Origin of the sequence: Citrobacter sp. RHBSTW-00881 (assembly GCF_013728515.1) — a bacterium.
Lineage (GTDB): Bacteria > Pseudomonadota > Gammaproteobacteria > Enterobacterales > Enterobacteriaceae > Citrobacter > Citrobacter braakii.
The window spans coordinates 2691469-2707715 of the sequence record NZ_CP056269.1; the positions used below are offsets into that span (position 1 = coordinate 2691469).

The 16247-nt window shown below is 52.2% G+C and carries 18 protein-coding genes; 10 read left to right on the plus strand and 8 right to left on the minus strand.

What is annotated here, in order from left to right:
- Positions 1-58: 58 nt before the first annotated feature.
- Positions 59-955, minus strand: coding sequence for an aldo/keto reductase (locus HV311_RS12910; RefSeq protein WP_191220019.1), 897 nt, complete (start codon positions 953-955; stop codon positions 59-61).
- Positions 956-1004: 49 nt separating this feature from the next.
- Positions 1005-1244 carry a DUF1289 domain-containing protein gene (locus HV311_RS12915; RefSeq protein ID WP_016156428.1) on the minus strand — a complete coding sequence of 80 codons (240 nt, stop codon included), beginning with the start codon at positions 1242-1244 and terminating at the stop codon, positions 1005-1007.
- Between the two features lie 101 nt (positions 1245-1345).
- Here HV311_RS12915 and HV311_RS12920 point away from each other — a divergent pair, with 101 nt between their 5' ends.
- From HV311_RS12920 to rnt, 4 genes are all read left to right on the plus strand, one after another.
- Complete coding sequence (locus tag HV311_RS12920; protein WP_191220020.1) at positions 1346-1945, plus strand: TetR/AcrR family transcriptional regulator; 600 nt, start codon at positions 1346-1348, stop codon at positions 1943-1945.
- Between the two features lie 54 nt (positions 1946-1999).
- The gene (locus tag HV311_RS12925) at positions 2000-3097 is read left to right on the plus strand and encodes an alkene reductase (RefSeq protein ID WP_191220021.1); all 1098 of its coding nucleotides are present in this window, start codon (positions 2000-2002) and stop codon (positions 3095-3097) included.
- Positions 3098-3194: 97 nt separating this feature from the next.
- Positions 3195-3602, plus strand: coding sequence for a lactoylglutathione lyase (gloA, locus tag HV311_RS12930; RefSeq protein WP_003029198.1), 408 nt, complete (start codon positions 3195-3197; stop codon positions 3600-3602).
- Positions 3603-3696: 94 nt separating this feature from the next.
- Complete coding sequence (gene rnt / locus HV311_RS12935; protein WP_016152990.1) at positions 3697-4344, plus strand: ribonuclease T; 648 nt, start codon at positions 3697-3699, stop codon at positions 4342-4344.
- A gap of 54 nt (positions 4345-4398) precedes the next feature.
- On the opposite strand, the gene grxD is transcribed toward rnt, so the two are convergent.
- Positions 4399-4746: a monothiol glutaredoxin 4 gene (gene grxD / locus HV311_RS12940; protein WP_003832760.1), complete on the minus strand. Its 348-nt coding sequence runs from the start codon at positions 4744-4746 to the stop codon at positions 4399-4401.
- Between the two features lie 333 nt (positions 4747-5079).
- On the opposite strand from grxD, the gene HV311_RS12945 reads away from it, so the two are divergent.
- Positions 5080-5910 (plus strand): C40 family peptidase, encoded by an 831-nt coding sequence (locus HV311_RS12945; protein WP_019076728.1) that lies wholly within the window; start codon positions 5080-5082, stop codon positions 5908-5910.
- A gap of 127 nt (positions 5911-6037) precedes the next feature.
- Complete coding sequence (sodB, locus tag HV311_RS12950) at positions 6038-6619, plus strand: superoxide dismutase [Fe] (RefSeq protein WP_191220022.1); 582 nt, start codon at positions 6038-6040, stop codon at positions 6617-6619.
- Positions 6620-6659: 40 nt separating this feature from the next.
- Here sodB and HV311_RS12955 read toward each other — a convergent pair whose 3' ends face one another.
- Positions 6660-7829, minus strand: a complete 1170-nt coding sequence (locus tag HV311_RS12955; protein ID WP_046276347.1) for an MFS transporter — start codon at positions 7827-7829, stop codon at positions 6660-6662.
- 176 nt (positions 7830-8005) lie between these two features.
- Entirely contained in the window at positions 8006-8095 is a 90-nt protein-coding gene (cydH, locus tag HV311_RS12960; RefSeq protein ID WP_003029209.1) for a cytochrome bd-I accessory subunit CydH, read from the minus strand.
- 297 nt (positions 8096-8392) lie between these two features.
- Between cydH and purR the strand changes: the two genes are divergently transcribed.
- Positions 8393-9418 (plus strand): HTH-type transcriptional repressor PurR, encoded by a 1026-nt coding sequence (gene purR / locus HV311_RS12965; RefSeq protein WP_003832757.1) that lies wholly within the window; start codon positions 8393-8395, stop codon positions 9416-9418.
- On the opposite strand, the gene punR is transcribed toward purR, so the two are convergent.
- Positions 9415-10347, minus strand: coding sequence for a DNA-binding transcriptional activator PunR (gene punR / locus HV311_RS12970; protein ID WP_049269567.1), 933 nt, complete (start codon positions 10345-10347; stop codon positions 9415-9417). The genes purR and punR overlap by 4 nt on opposite strands.
- Before the next feature lie 113 nt (positions 10348-10460).
- Between punR and punC the strand changes: the two genes are divergently transcribed.
- Both punC and cfa read left to right on the plus strand, forming a co-directional pair.
- Entirely contained in the window at positions 10461-11666 is a 1206-nt protein-coding gene (gene punC, locus HV311_RS12975; protein WP_016156423.1) for a purine nucleoside transporter PunC, read from the plus strand.
- A gap of 290 nt (positions 11667-11956) precedes the next feature.
- Positions 11957-13105 carry a cyclopropane fatty acyl phospholipid synthase gene (gene cfa, locus HV311_RS12980; RefSeq protein WP_016152983.1) on the plus strand — a complete coding sequence of 383 codons (1149 nt, stop codon included), beginning with the start codon at positions 11957-11959 and terminating at the stop codon, positions 13103-13105.
- A 41-nt stretch (positions 13106-13146) separates the two neighbouring features.
- Here the strand turns inward: cfa and HV311_RS12985 are convergent, their stop codons facing one another.
- Complete coding sequence (locus tag HV311_RS12985; protein ID WP_016152982.1) at positions 13147-13794, minus strand: riboflavin synthase; 648 nt, start codon at positions 13792-13794, stop codon at positions 13147-13149.
- Positions 13795-14011: 217 nt separating this feature from the next.
- Between HV311_RS12985 and mdtK the strand changes: the two genes are divergently transcribed.
- Positions 14012-15385, plus strand: coding sequence for a multidrug efflux MATE transporter MdtK (gene mdtK, locus HV311_RS12990; RefSeq protein ID WP_016152981.1), 1374 nt, complete (start codon positions 14012-14014; stop codon positions 15383-15385).
- 38 nt (positions 15386-15423) lie between these two features.
- Here mdtK and HV311_RS12995 read toward each other — a convergent pair whose 3' ends face one another.
- Entirely contained in the window at positions 15424-16122 is a 699-nt protein-coding gene (locus tag HV311_RS12995; protein WP_047417660.1) for an RluA family pseudouridine synthase, read from the minus strand.
- Positions 16123-16247: the final 125 nt, after the last annotated feature.

Genomic DNA, 16247 nt, shown 5'->3' on the forward strand with positions numbered 1-16247 from the left:
TGATTGATAAGTGTAAACCAGTGACACAAATTTGAACGGAGAAGCGTCAAAAACGCGATTACGGTACGTCGTAACCCAGCGCGGCTTTGCGAATACGGAACCACTGCTGGCGAGACATGTTCAATGACTCAGACTCAACGGCAGCGCGTACGCGCTCTATCTTCCCTGAGCCAATAATCGGCAGCGGCTGAGACGGCAGACGTAAAATCCAGGCGTACACCACCTGCTCAATGGACTGCGCGTTTAACTCTTCTGCGATTGTGGTAAGTTCATTACGTAATGGCTGGAACGCATCGTCATTAAACAGACGACCACCGCCGAGGCAGGACCAGGCCATCGGACGAATGCGCAGTTGTTGCAGTTGATCTAAAGTACCATCCAGCAGGAGCGGCTGATGTACCGGTGAGATCTCAACCTGGTTAGTCGCCAGCGTGAACGGCAGACGCGATTGCAGCAGTGAGAACTGTGCCGGGGTGAAGTTAGATACGCCAAAGTGACGCACTTTTCCGCTATGGTGCAATTTTTTGAACGCGTCGGCGACGTCGTCCGCATCCATGAGCGGATCGGGACGATGGATGAGCAGCAAATCAATATGATCGGTCGCCAGTAACTTCAACGATGCTTCCGCACTGGCAATGATATGCGCGCTGTCGGTAATGTAATGACCCAGCGCATTTTCCGTGCGCGCCGTCGTGGCGATCCCGCACTTGGTAACAATCTGCATTTTTTCACGCAGATGCGGGGCCAGCTTCAGTGCCTCGCCAAACGCCGCTTCACACTGGTATCCGCCGTAAATATCGGCGTGATCGACGGTGGTAACGCCCAGATCCAGATGTTCTTCAATAAAGCTGACTAGCTGGCGCGCGGACATATTCCAGTCCATCAGGCGCCAATACCCCATTACAAAGCGAGAAAACTCCGGACCTTGCGGCGCAATAGTAATACGCTGAACCATAGCAGCTTCCTTATAAGTGAATGTGCATCGAGTATACGCAATTACGCTTTTAAAAGAGTGAAGGTTGTTGCGGTTCTTCCGAAGGGTTGGCTTTGTTTGCTCGTAATTTACGCATCAGGCGCTGACGACAAAGTCGTAGCACTTCCTGCTTTTCGGCATCGCTCATCTTTTGCCAGTTAAAACGCTCATCCCGACTGCGAAAACAGCCGCGGCAAAAACCGCGCTCGTCAGACTGACATATTCCACGGCATGGGCTCTGGACGGGGAAAAACTCCAGCTGTTCGGCCACATCCCCTCCTTTCGTAAGATTGATATACCTATTGAAGACGTTAACTGAATTTCTCGCAAGCGCTATTGCATTAGACCGACTGGTCTATTACACTCCTTCCCATGAACAAAATCACTGAACACGATACACGCGAACATCTGCTGGCGACTGGCGAACTGCTGTGTATGCAGCGCGGTTTCACCGGTATGGGCTTAAGCGAACTACTGAAAACCGCTGAAGTCCCCAAAGGTTCGTTTTATCACTATTTTCGCTCTAAAGAAGCGTTCGGTGTTGCGATGCTGGAACGCCACTATGCGGCCTATCATCAGCGACTGGCTACGCACTTTGATACGGGGGCAGGAAACTATCGCGACCGTATTCTGGCCTACTATCAGGAAACTCTGAGCCAGTTTAGCCAGCACGGCATTATCAGCGGTTGTTTAACCGTAAAACTGTCTGCCGAAGTGTGCGATCTGTCAGAAGATATGCGCACGGCGATGGATAAAGGCGCGCGGCACATTATTGCGCTGTTAGCGCAGGCGCTGGAGAAAGGTCAGGCAAATCATTGTCTGTCCTTTGTTGGCGAGCCGTTACAACAGGCGCAGGTATTGTATGCGCTGTGGCTGGGCGCTAACCTGCAGGCCAAGATTTCTCGTAGCGCCACCCCGCTGGAAAATGCGCTGGCGCACGTTAAAACCATCATTACTACGCCTGCCGTTTAACAGGCGTTTTTATTTCTTTTATTACTAGACGACCGGTCTATTCAGGAGTGCCATATGTCATCTGAACAACTTTTTTCCCCACTGAAAGTGGGTGCTATTACGGCAGCAAACCGCGTATTCATGGCGCCACTGACGCGTCTGCGCAGCATTGAGCCTGGCGACATCCCTACTCCGCTGATGGCCGAGTATTACCGTCAACGCGCCAGCGCGGGTCTTATCATCAGTGAAGCTACACAGATTTCCGCGCAGGCGAAAGGCTATGCGGGGGCACCCGGCTTACACAGCGAAGCGCAAATTGCCGCATGGAAAAAAATCACCGCTGCCGTACATGCGGAGCAAGGTCATATTGCGGTCCAGTTGTGGCATACCGGGCGCATCTCTCACGCCAGTCTGCAGCCCAACGGTCAGGCACCGGTCGCACCTTCCGCAATTAGCGCCGGTACCCGGACCTCGCTGCGTGATGAAAATGGTCTGGCAACGCGTGCGGATACCTCAATGCCGCGTGCGCTGGAAACTGAAGAAATTCCCGGCATCGTTAATGACTTCCGTCAGGCGATTGCCAACGCGCGCGAAGCGGGTTTCGACATGGTTGAACTGCACTCCGCTCACGGCTATCTGCTGCACCAGTTCCTGTCGCCAACGTCTAATCAGCGTACCGATCAATACGGCGGTAGCGTCGAAAATCGTGCGCGTCTGGTGCTGGAAGTTGTCGATGCCGGTATTAAAGAATGGGGTGCCGATCGCATTGGTATTCGCGTATCTCCGATTGGCTCATTCCAGAACGTTGACAACGGCCCGAACGAAGAAGCCGATGCGCTGTATCTGATTGAACAACTGGGCAAGCGCGGAATCGCTTACCTGCATATGTCTGAGCCGGACTGGGCTGGCGGCGAGCCGTATTCCGATGCGTTTCGCGAAAAAGTTCGTGCACGTTTCCACGGTCCGATCATTGGTGCGGGTGCCTACACACCTGAAAAAGCAGAAGCACTGATCGAGAAGGGCCTGATCGACGCCGTTGCTTTTGGTCGCGCCTATATCGCAAACCCAGATCTGGTTGCGCGCCTGCAGCGTAAAGCGGAGCTGAATCCGCAACGTGCCGAAAGCTTCTACGGCGGCGGCGCGGAAGGTTACACCGATTATCCTACCCTCTAACGTCACAAACTCCGTTCTGCCATTGATAGCGGCGTAACAACGCCGCTATACTAAAACAACATTTTGAATGTATTAGCCATTTTCGAAGGGGAAAAAGATGCGTTTACTTCATACCATGCTGCGCGTGGGTGACCTGCAGCGTTCCATCGAGTTTTATACCAACGTGCTGGGCATGAAGCTGCTGCGTACCAGCGAAAACCCTGAATACAAATACTCCCTGGCCTTTGTCGGCTACGGCCCTGAAACCAGCGAAGCCGTGATCGAACTGACCTATAACTGGGGTGTCGACAAGTATGAGCTGGGCACTGCCTACGGCCATATCGCCCTGAGCGTAGACAACGCAGCCGAAGCCTGTGAACGTATTCGTCAGAATGGCGGTAACGTCACGCGTGAAGCCGGTCCGGTAAAAGGCGGCACCACCGTAATTGCGTTCGTTGAAGATCCAGACGGTTACAAAATTGAACTGATCGAAGAGAAAGACGCCGGGCGCGGCCTGGGCGACTAACCTCCCCACGGGCGCAGATCGTCTGTGCCCGTAGTTTTATACTCATCATTTTGTCATAATACGCGCTGCAATTTTCCCGTATTAAGAGACCCAGATGTCCGATAACGCTCAACTTTCCGGTCTGTGTGACCGTTTTCGTGGTTTTTATCCTGTCGTCATTGATGTCGAAACCGCAGGGTTCAATGCCAAAACCGATGCGCTGCTTGAGATCGCAGCCATCACACTGAAAATGGATGAACAAGGCTGGCTGATGCCGGACACGACGTTACATTTCCACGTAGAGCCATTTGAAGGCGCGAATTTGCAGCCGGAAGCCCTCGCCTTTAACGGAATTGACCCTAACAATCCGCTACGCGGAGCGGTCAGCGAATATGACGCTCTGCATGCCATCTTTAAAATGGTGCGTAAAGGCATTAAAGACAGCGGCTGCAATCGGGCGATCATGGTGGCGCATAACGCTACATTCGACCACAGTTTTATGATGGCCGCAGCAGAACGCGCCTCGCTCAAACGTAATCCATTTCATCCGTTCGTCACCTTTGATACTGCGGCCTTAAGCGGCCTGTCTCTGGGGCAAACTGTGTTATCGAAAGCGTGCCTGGCGGCGGGAATGGAATTTGACGGGACTCAGGCGCACTCGGCGCTGTATGACACCGAACGGACGGCCGTGCTGTTTTGCGAAATTGTTAACCGCTGGAAACGTCTCGGCGGCTGGCCTCTTCCCGTACCTGAAGAGGCATAACGGACCGATAAAAAAAGCGACCATCACGAGGTCGCTTTTTTATTTACGCTGATATTATTCAGCGTCCGGCTCTTCGGTTTTGTATTTCGCCGCTGTTTCTTTAATCAGCTGCTGCAACTCCCCGCGCTGGTACATTTCGATCAAAATGTCACAGCCGCCAACCAGCTCGCCATCAACCCACAGCTGCGGGAAGGTTGGCCAGTTTGCGTATTTCGGCAGCTCGGCGCGAATATCCGGGTTCTGCAGAATATCAACATAAGCAAAGCGTTCACCACAGGCGGACAGCGCCTGCACAGCCTGAGCGGAGAAACCGCAGCTTGGCAGTTTAGGGGAACCTTTCATGTACAGGAGAATCGGGTTTTCAGCGATCTGGCGCTGGATTTTTTCGATAGTGGTGCTCATTATCTTGCTTCCTTAAACTTCTTTTACGGCAGTAGTCTGACATTGTAGCGGGTCAGACAGGCAACGGAAAATAACATTTTCATTACGCGTTATTATTTTATCCCCTGACGCCAAAAGTTGCATTCACAATCTCACTTATCCCTTTAAAGCCTGTGGATTTGATTATTCGTTCACCAACGCCAACTTTAATTGCTGATTTTTTTTGCGGTCGGTTACGAAACGTAGTTTTAAACAAAAAAGCTATTAACTTTCCCTCTTTCTATAGATTAGAATCATCAAGTTTTGAAAATCACACGCAGGCATGATAGACCTGCCTTACCAGAGGATTGCTCAGTGGCGCGGATAAACCGAATCTCGATCACGCTCTGTGCTTTACTTTTTACTACACTGCCCTTTACGCCCATGGCTCATGCTTCCAAGCAGGCCAGGACGACACCTACCCATTCCCACACCATCAAAACGGTAGATAAAAAGAAAAGCGCAACAACCAGCCAAAAAACAACAAAGACCAGCAAGAAAACGGCGACAAAAACCACCAGCAAAACCAGCACCAAAACCGCTTCCTCTTCTAAACATCGCACTGCCGCTCCGGCAAAGTCGACTAAAACAGCAAACCGTCGTGGTAAAAACACCGCAGCACAAACCGCTGCCGTTACCTGGACTGAAAAATGCACGCCGCGCAAAGGTCATAAGCCGCGCTGTGTAAAAGTGAAAACCACCGCACCAACGACGCTGGCTGACGCGCATAAAGTGAAAGTGCAGAAAGCCACTAAAACCGCCATGTCCACGCTGATGAACCAAATCGGCAAGCCTTATCGCTGGGGCGGCACCTCACCAAGAACCGGGTTTGACTGCAGCGGTCTGGTCTATTACGCCTATAAAGATCTGGTGAAATTCCGCATTCCACGTACTGCGAACGAAATGTATCATCTGCGCGATGCAGCGCCGATTGAACGTGGCGAACTGAAAAATGGCGATCTGGTATTTTTCCGTACCCAGGGGCGTGGAACTGCCGATCACGTTGGCGTTTATGTTGGCAACGGTAAGTTTATTCAGTCACCGCGCAGCGGCCAGGAAATTCAAATCACCTCTCTGAGTGAAGATTACTGGCAGCGCCACTATGTGGGCGCTCGTCGGGTAATGACGCCAAAAACAATTCGTTAAAAACTTACCCTACAGTACATGCTGTAGGGTAAGTTCTTCTTTTGCATAACCTTTCAATTTGCTACCCTATCCTTACACACAATGAGGCTATTGTGTGTACTCAATACAAATAATAAGGAGAGAAGCAATGTCGTTTGAATTACCTGCATTACCGTATGCCAAAGATGCTCTGGCACCGCACATTTCTGCCGAAACGCTGGAATATCACTATGGCAAACACCATCAAACCTACGTGACTAATCTGAACAACCTGATTAAAGGCACGACGTTTGAAGGCAAATCACTGGAAGAGATCGTACGTAGCTCTGAAGGCGGTGTATTCAATAACGCAGCACAGGTATGGAACCACACGTTCTACTGGAACTGCCTGGCACCGAACGCAGGTGGCGAACCTACCGGTAAACTGGCCGAAGCAATTGCCGCCTCCTTTGGCAGCTTTGCGGATTTCAAAGCGCAGTTCACCGATGCCGCTATTAAAAACTTCGGTTCTGGCTGGACCTGGCTGGTAAAAGGAACGGATGGCAAACTGGCTATCGTTTCCACCTCCAATGCAGGTACACCGCTGACCACCGACGCGACGCCGCTGATGACCGTTGACGTATGGGAACACGCCTACTACATCGATTATCGCAATGCCCGTCCTGGCTACCTGGAAAACTTCTGGGCGCTGGTGAACTGGGAATTTGTTGCGAAGAACTTCGCAGCATAAAAAAGATGACGCAGAAGGAGAACCCTTCTGCGTTTTAGCATTAATTCGCGGTAGTGAAAGCCTCTTCAGGCTGTTTGCGCGCCGAGATAAAGACCAGCAGCAGCGCAAGCCCCGCCACAATTGCCCCCATCACCGGAACAAAGCTGTAGCCCAACCCACCGGAAATCACCGCCCCACCGGCTGCGGCACCCAGAGCATTCCCCAGATTAAACGCGCCAATGTTGACTGACGATGATAATCCAGGCGCTTCGCTGGCAACGCGCATCACGCGCATCTGCAACGGCGGAACGACCGCAAACGTCGCTGCCCCCCAGACCACCATACTAACTGCCGCACCCAGCTCATTACGCGCCAGGAAGGGAATGGCCAGCATAATAACCATCAGCAGCAGTAAAAAGCCTTTCAGCGTACCGTTAACGGAACGGTCAGCCAGTTTGCCACCAAGATAGTTACCGATTGAGAAGCCAACGCCAATCAGCACCAGCATACCGGTCACAAACGCCGGTGTGGCATGGGTGATCGTATGTAACACTGGCGAGATATAGGTATAAAGCGTGAACATCGCCCCGGCTCCCAGAACGGTCGTCAGCAGCGCCGACAGCACCTGCGGACGCATAAGTACCGCCAGTTCGCTACGGACATCCGGGCGCTCTCCCGCCCCACCTTTGGGTAATGAGAAGAACAGGCTGACCATGGCGATGACGCCCAGACCCGCCGTTGCCATAAATGACATACGCCAACCGATGGTTTCACCAAGCCAGGTCGCCGCAGGAACGCCGCCAATATTGGCAATGGTCAACCCCATAAACATGGTTGCCACGGCGCTGGCCTGCTTATGTTTGGGTACTACGCTTGCAGCGACAACGGAGCCAAGACCAAAAAATGCCCCATGGTTCAGACTGGTCAAAATACGCGATAACATCAGGGTGGTGTAATCCGGCGAGATAGCCGAAAGCACGTTGCCCAGAGTGAAAATCGCCATCAGGAATATCAACGCATTACGTCGCGCACGATGGGACAGCAGTAATGTCATCAGCGGAGCACCCACCATCACCCCAACCGCATACGCGCTGATTAACATTCCGGCCGCGGGAATCGAGACATCCACACCTTTGGCAATGACGGGCAATAATCCCATTGGCGAAAATTCAGTGGTGCCAATGCCAAACGCGCCGATCGCCAGCGCCAGTAAAGGATAATTGAGTTTCATATTTCGACTCCGTAACGTCGAGCCGGAGCGCGACATAAAATAAGAGTCAAAAGCATGACATTGATCGCAAAATTAATAAAGTTAACAAAATTGCAAAAGACTTTTGCTTATTCGCAAACAATCGACGGGAAAGGCAAGCGTAAAGGATGAGGGAGAGCGAACTCCCTCGGGGGAAATCAATGCAGCGCTGCGGTCAGGCCACCCGCGACGATCAAACCCAGAACAATAATGGTAGTCACTAACGAAAATTTCAGATCGGTGCTCATCAAGTTTTCTCCTTTTTATTCCCACACAAAAAGTGATATTGCGCATTTTTACACACTTGAAAGCAAAAATCTCTCACGATTTATATTGATAACTGCTTTTAACTCTTCCCCTTTTCGTTAAGATCAGACAAAATTCCACGCTTACTTGATTAGCGTACCGGCCATTGACCCCTTCCTGACGTTCCGTGTCGTTTTCCCGGCGTGCCGCAACCCTTACGTTGCGCTAAGGGTGTGTTAAGGCAAACGTTTACCTGGAGTATTCTCAGGAGCTTAGGATATGGTCTGGAGTGAGATGTAATGGCAACAATTAAAGATGTAGCGAAGCGAGCAAACGTTTCCACTACAACCGTATCACACGTAATTAACAAGACGCGCTTTGTCGCGGAAGAAACGCGTAATGCTGTCTGGGCGGCGATCAAAGAGCTGCACTATTCTCCGAGCGCCGTGGCGCGCAGCCTGAAGGTGAATCACACCAAGTCTATTGGCTTGCTGGCCACCAGCAGCGAAGCGGCCTATTTCGCTGAAATTATCGAAGCCGTTGAGAAAAACTGTTTCCAGAAAGGCTATACCCTGATTCTGGGTAACGCATGGAACAGCCTCGAAAAACAGCAGGCTTATCTGTCAATGATGGCGCAAAAGCGCGTTGATGGTCTGCTGGTGATGTGTTCAGAGTATCCGGAGTCGCTGCTTTCGATGCTCGAAGAGTACCGCCATATTCCGATGGTCGTCATGGACTGGGGCGAAGCTAAAGCCGACTTTACCGATACGGTCATTGATAACGCCTTCGAAGGCGGTTACATGGCGGGTCGGTATCTGGTAGAACGCGGTCATCGTGAGATTGGCGTGATCCCAGGACCAATGGAGCGTAATACCGGAGCCGGGCGTCTGGCAGGCTTTATGAAAGCGATGGAAGAAGCGCTGATTAAAGTTCCTGAAAACTGGATTGTGCAGGGCGATTTTGAGCCTGAATCGGGCTATCGCGCCATGCAGCAAATTCTGTCACAGTCGCATCGTCCGACCGCCGTCTTCTGCGGTGGCGATATCATGGCGATGGGTGCGCTGTGCGCCGCTGACGAGATGGGACTGCGCGTACCGCAGGATGTTTCGCTCATCGGTTACGACAACGTGCGCAACGCCCGCTTCTTCACGCCGGCTCTGACGACCATTCACCAGCCTAAAGATTCACTGGGGGAAACGGCCTTCAACATGCTGTTAGACCGTATCGTGAATAAACGTGAAGAGTCGCAGTCTATCGAGGTTCATCCGCGCCTGGTAGAGCGCCGCTCCGTTGCCGACGGCCCGTTCCGCGATTACCGTCGTTAAGACTGTTGTGCGGGAGCCTCATCGGGCTCCCGCAACCATTCCTTATTCAGTGTTTCACTATCCCCTAAATAGTCCAGCAGCCAGCTCAATGCCGGCGACGTATCGTTCTGTTGCCATGTCAGGCAACATGCGGCATCAGGAAATGGATTCTCCAGCTGTAGCGCGACCCATTTGCCGCTATCAATCCACGGTTTGGCAAAATGCGTCGGTACCATGCCCACGCACAGACCTGCAGATAAACAGGTAGCAGAAGATTCCCAGTCAGGCACCACAACGCGCTTTTGGTTATCCAGCAGCCAGGTAATACGCTTAGGAAGCGTACGCGATGTGTCTTCACGCACCAGCGACGGCCAGTTGCGCAACGTGTCGTCGCTTAGCGGTCCGGACATTGACGCCAACGGATGATGGCTTGCCACCACGCAGCTCCAGCTCAGCATTCCCATGTCGCGGAAGGTATAGCGCCCCCCCACCGGAATCGCCTGCGTGGCGCCGATTGCCAGCTCAACGCGCCCATCGGACAGCGCATCCCAGACACCGTTAAACACCTCCTGGAAAACCAGCAGTTCCACATCATCAAAATGACGATAGAAATCCACGATCATCTGTCGGGTACGATCCGGGCGGACAATGTTATCTACCGCGATCGCCAACTGCCCGCGCCAGCCGTTGGCAATTTGCTGACATTGCTGGCGGGTGATCTGCATTTTTTTGATAACAGAGCGGCCTTCTTTGAGAAACCATGCACCAGCAGGCGTCAATTCCACGTCCCGATGACGTCGCTCAAAAAGCGGCACCGCCAGCCACTCTTCCAGTTGACGCACGGTGTAGCTTACCGCCGAGGGTACGCGGTGCAACTCCTGCGCGGCCGAACTAAAGCTACCGTTACGCGCAACCGCATCCACAACTTCAAGTGAATATTCCGACCACATATTCTGCCTACAAAAAATTTGAAATCAGTAAGCAAATATTAGCGTTTCACAGCAAGAATTACACTCACTACACTCAGCGGCATTGTTCTACTGCTAAAAAAAGAGAAATGATGATGCAACCTGGGAAAGGATTTTTAGTCTGGCTGGCGGGTCTTAGCGTACTCGGCTTTCTGGCAACGGATATGTATCTGCCCGCCTTTGCCGCAATTCAGTCCGATCTGCAGACGCCTGCATCTGCCGTCAGCGCCAGCCTTAGCTTATTCTTAGCGGGTTTTGCCGTCGCGCAACTTCTGTGGGGGCCGCTCTCTGACCATTATGGCCGCAAGCCAGTTTTACTGCTGGGTTTATCCATCTTCGCGCTGGGCAGTTTGGGCATGCTGTGGGTTGAAAATGCCACCGGTCTGCTGGTACTGCGCTTTGTTCAGGCCGTTGGCGTTTGTGCGGCATCGGTTATCTGGCAGGCGCTGGTCACCGATTATTATCCTTCACAAAAAGTAAACCGCATCTTTGCCACCATTATGCCGTTGGTCGGGTTATCCCCGGCATTAGCGCCATTATTAGGCAGTTGGATCCTGGTACATTTTTCCTGGCAGGCCATTTTCGCCACCCTGTTTGCCATTACTCTAATCCTGATGCTTCCGGCTCTGCGCTTAAAACCAACAGCTAAAGCACGCGACGACAGCCAGGATAAACTGACTTTCGCTACCCTGTTGCGCTCAAAAGTTTACCGTGGAAACGTGCTGATTTATGCCGCCTGCTCCGCGAGCTTCTTCGCATGGCTGACGGGTTCCCCGTTCATCCTCAGCGAAATGGGCTACAGTCCGGCGGTGATTGGCCTGAGCTATGTTCCGCAAACCATCGCTTTCTTAATTGGTGGTTACGGCTGCCGCGCTGCGCTGCAAAAATGGCAGGGCCGTCAGTTGCTGCCCTGGTTACTCATTCTGTATGCCTTTAGCGTAGTGGCCACCTGGGCAACCGGCTTTATTCACCATGTTGCGCTGGCTGAAATCCTCATTCCATTCTGCGTTATGGCGATTGCCAATGGAGCAATCTACCCAATTGTTGTGGCTCAGGCGTTACGTCCTTTCCCACAAGCTACGGGACGCGCAGCGGCATTGCAGAACACACTGCAACTGGGTTTATGCTTCCTGGCAAGCCTTGTGGTTTCCTGGTTGATCGCCACCCCGCTGCTCACCACCACCAGCGTGATGCTGACAACGGTGCTGCTGGCGGCCGCGGGTTACAAAATGCAGTCGCAGAAGGCTAACGCCCCGCACACAGATGATCGGGCGCAAATTGCCCACGGTGAGTCTCACTAGTAATCACCCTTAACAATTGATTAGCCTGCTAATATTTATTGGTTGAATCATCAAAAATTCAGGCCTATACTGATTTCCGGTTGTTAAAAAAACGATAATTGTTATGTGTTAACGGGGACAAGAATGTTTCCGTTTTCCCATGGATGGTCTTTTCGGCAAGGGTTCCTCCCTTCCTCTGTTCTACGTCGGATTATAGATTCGCGGATTAATTCCGTGAGAGTTCTCACAAAGCCCAAAAAAGCGTCTACGCTATTTTAAGGTTCTGATCACCGACCAGTGATGGAGAAGCTATGAGTTCATCGTGTATAGAAGACGTCAGCGTACCGGATGATGACTGGTACCGCATCACCAATGAATTATTAAGCCGTGCAGGTATTACCATTAATGGTCCGGCACCGGCAGATATTCGCGTAACGAACCCCGATTTTTTCAAACGCGTATTGCAGGAAGGATCGTTAGGGTTGGGCGAAAGTTATATGGATGGCTGGTGGGAATGCGACCGGCTGGACATGTTTTTTTGTAAAGTCCTGCGCGCCGGTCTTGAAAACCAACTCCCCCGCCACTTTAAAGACACGCTACGTATCGCCACTGCTCGCCTGTTCAATTTACAGACCAAAAAACGTGCGTGGGTCGTCGGCAAAGAACACTACGATTTGGGCAACGATCTCTTTACCCGCATGCTGGACCCTTATATGCAGTATTCCTGCGCCTACTGGAAAGATGCCGATACCCTGGAATCTGCCCAACAGGCGAAGCTAAAAATGATTGCCGAAAAACTGCAGTTGAAGCCGGGCATGCGGGTGCTCGATATTGGCTGCGGCTGGGGCGGCTTATCCCAGTTTATGGCGTCACAATATGGCGTTAGCGTGGTGGGCGTAACCGTTTCGGCAGAACAGCAGAAAATGGCGCAGGCGCGTTGTGCGGGGCTGGATGTCACAATTTTGCTGCAGGATTATCGCGACCTTAACGATAAATTTGATCGCATTGTCTCCGTCGGCATGTTTGAGCATGTGGGGCCGAAGAACTACGCGACTTATTTTGAAGTGGTTGATCGTAATTTAAAACCCGATGGCCTCTTTTTGCTGCATAGCATCGGCTCTAAAAAGACCGACAATAACGTTGATCCGTGGATCAATAAATATATCTTCCCGAATGGCTGTTTACCGTCAGTTCGCCAGATTGCCAACGCCAGCGAGCCGCATTTTGTGATGGAAGACTGGCATAATTTTGGCGCGGATTACGATACAACGTTGATGGCATGGCACGAGCGTTTCATGAGATCCTGGCCTGAAATCGCCGATAACTATACCGAACGCTTTAAACGGATGTTCAGCTATTACCTGAACGCCTGCGCCGGTGCGTTTCGTGCTCGCGACATCCAGCTGTGGCAGGTGGTTTTTTCCCGCGGCGTTGAACACGGCCTGCGCGTTCCCCGCTAATCGTTATCACCCCCGTGCCAACGGGGGTTTTACACTCTGGCTTAGGCTCCCGCCTCACCCGTTACGTTACTGATGGCGCTTTCACGCGCCGCCAGTACGCGCTCAACGGTATCAACCACCGCCTGGGTTTGAGGATCGATTTCGATATTGACCCGCGCGCCTAACTTTTTCTTACCCAGCGTCGTACGTTCCAGCGTTTCCGGGATCAAATGCACACAGAAACGCGTCGGTGTCACCTCGCCGACCGTCAGACTGATGCCATCAATTCCGATAAATCCTTTGTACAAGATGTATTTCATCAGCGACGGATCCTGAACTTTAAACCACACCTGGCGGTTGTTCTCCGAGGTCAGAATTTTCGACACTTCGGCGGTCGTCATAATATGGCCCGACATTAAATGTCCGCCAATTTCATCACTGAATTTTGCCGCACGCTCAACGTTGACCAAATCCCCAACCTTCAGGTCACCCAGATTGGTGATACGCAGCGTTTCTTTCATCAGATCAAAGCTTATCTGGTTACCGTTGATTTCGGTTACCGTCAGGCAACACCCATTGTGGGCAACCGATGCGCCGGTCTCCAGCGCATCCAACATATATTCAGGTAACTCCACAACATGCGTACGAAAATTTGGTTTTTCATCAATGGACACCAATTTCGCGGTGCCCTGCACAATACCCGTAAACATACTTCTAACTCCTGAACTGAATTAAGACATCTCTGCACAGCACAATAGCAGGTGGAAATTCAGGTTGCCAGCAATGCGCCGCTACTGCCTGTTTTTTCACTGGAGAATTACGTATTCCTCGCTACAATAGACTGAAATTTCCCCTGCTTTTTCTCCTTGCTGCCATATAAGGCGGCTTTTTTAGTCTCTCAAATAACAACAATATAGTGGTGTACACGTGCAAAAGTATGTAAGTGAAGCGCGTCAGTTATTAGCTCTGGCAATTCCGGTGATTCTTGCGCAAATCGCTCAAACCGCAATGGGATTCGTTGATACCGTCATGGCGGGCGGATACAGCGCCACGGACATGGCGGCCGTCGCTATTGGCACATCTATTTGGTTGCCGGCCATTTTGTTTGGTCACGGACTGCTGCTGGCCTTGACGCCAGTGATTGCGCAACTCAATGGTTCCGGGCGCCGCGATCGTATAGCCCATCAAATACGCCAGGGTTTCTGGCTGGCGGGCAGCGTCTCCATTCTGATTATGATCGTGCTCTGGAACGCGGGATACATTATTCGCTCCATGCATAACATCGACCCGGCACTGGCGGATAAAGCCGTCGGCTACCTGCGCGCGTTGCTGTGGGGCGCGCCGGGGTATTTGTTCTTCCAGGTAGCCCGTAACCAGTGTGAAGGTCTGGCCAAAACCAAACCGGCGATGGTGATGGGATTTCTCGGCCTGCTGGTGAACATTCCTGTTAACTATGTTTTCATTTATGGACATTTTGGCATGCCGGAGCTAGGCGGCGTGGGCTGCGGCGTGGCAACAGCGGCGGTTTACTGGGTGATGTTTATCGCCATGCTGTCATACGTTAAACGCGCACGCTCGATGCGTGATATCCGTAATGAGCGTGGTTTCCAGAAACCGGACACCGCCGTAATGAAGCGCCTGGTACAGCTGGGTTTACCTATCGCGCTGGCGTTATTTTTCGAAGTGACGCTGTTTGCTGTGGTGGCGCTGCTGGTTTCCCCGCTGGGGATTGTCGACGTGGCCGGACACCAGATCGCGCTCAACTTCAGCTCGTTAATGTTCGTCCTGCCGATGTCTCTGGCTGCAGCCGTCACCATTCGAGTCGGTTATCGTCTGGGCCAGGGTTCCACGCTGGATGCGCAAACCGCAGCCAGAACAGGTCTGGGCGTCGGCGTCTGCATGGCGGTTGTGACGGCGATTTTCACCGTAACATTCCGTGAGCACATTGCCCTGCTCTACAACAATAATCCGGAAGTTGTCGCTCTGGCAGCGCAGCTCATGTTACTGGCCGCGGTGTATCAAATATCGGACTCTATCCAGGTTATTGGCAGCGGTATCCTACGTGGTTATAAAGATACGCGTTCCATTTTCTTTATTACCTTTACGGCATACTGGGTACTGGGTCTGCCGAGCGGTTATATTCTGGCGCTGACCGATCTGGTGGTTGACCGGATGGGACCGGCAGGATTCTGGATGGGCTTTATTATCGGCCTGACCTCTGCGGCAGTGTTGATGATGCTGCGGATGCGTTTTCTGCAGCGCCAGCCGTCAGCGGTTATTTTACAACGCGCCGCACGATAATCCCCAAATAGCCGCCATCTGGCGGCTTTTTTATATCCTCAAAACGGGCTGGCGTTTTGGGCCGTCATCCATTCCTGACTGACCGGATGCCTGAAATGCAGTTCACTGGCATGCAGCATCAGTCTCGACGTCCGTTCGGTGCCTGGCAGCAGACGCCCACCATATAAATCGCACCCCAAAATGGGATGCCCCAACTGCTGACAGTGGATCCGCAACTGGTGGGTACGCCCGGTTTCAGGTGTCAGCCGTACCCGCGTCAAAGCGAGTAACTCCCCATCTTGCTGGCGATGATGAAAACGCTCAATAACCTGATAGCGCGAGCGCGCGGGTTTACCGTTAATGGCGCAAATCGACATCAGTGGAAACAGCGCCGGGTCTTTGGCAATCGCTGCGTCTATAACGCCTTCATCGTTTTTCAGATGCCCGCACAACAACGCACTATACACCTTGCTTACCGCGCGCTGACTGAACTGCTGGCAAAGCGCGGCGTTGATAGCCTTGTTACGGGCAATCACCATCAGCCCTGACGTCCCAAAATCAAGCCGATGTACCAGCGTACAGCCGGGGTAAATCTGTACCAGCCGGTGATGTACCGAATCGAGATTCTGCGGATTTTTCCCCGACAAACTAAGCAGGCCGGTGGGTTTATTGATAAGCACCAGATGCTCGTCCTGATAGAGGATCGCTATCTCCTCATGACAAGGCGGGGCAATAAAGGTATCGAGGATCGTAGACATGAGCGGCCAGGATGAAGTGTGGAAACGGATGATAGCGAATTTTTACCACGCAGGCGAATCAGGGCGCTTAACCAATGACAATCATTGCATGATAGAGTGTGGGATATCCTGAGTGCGATGAGAGG